Source organism: Paraburkholderia sp. SIMBA_054, assembly GCF_046534875.1.
Classification (GTDB): Bacteria; Pseudomonadota; Gammaproteobacteria; order Burkholderiales; family Burkholderiaceae; genus Paraburkholderia; species Paraburkholderia hospita.
In genome coordinates, this window is sequence record NZ_JAWRXV010001938.1 from 1 (window position 1) to 212 (window position 212).

1 pseudogene is annotated in these 212 nt (G+C 64.2%); it reads right to left on the reverse strand.

Features of this window, described 5'->3' with window-relative positions:
* Nucleotides 1-212 (reverse strand): annotated as a pseudogene (locus SB822_RS61785) (IS4 family transposase); the annotation flags it as partial.

Sequence of the window (212 nt, forward strand, 5' to 3'; positions counted from 1 at the left end):
TGACCCAGGGTGCGGATCTCGCTGTGCAGGACCGACTCGAGTCGCTGGAACATGCCCTCGATACGCCAGCGCTTGCGGTACAGCCGGGCAATCTCGTGTGCGCCCACCGCGGCAGGCAGGTTGCTCCACAACAGAATCACGGTATCGCCCGCTTCAGTCGGCTTGTCCAGCGTCAGCTCGATGCGACGCCAGACGAAGCCAGCCTTCAGGTC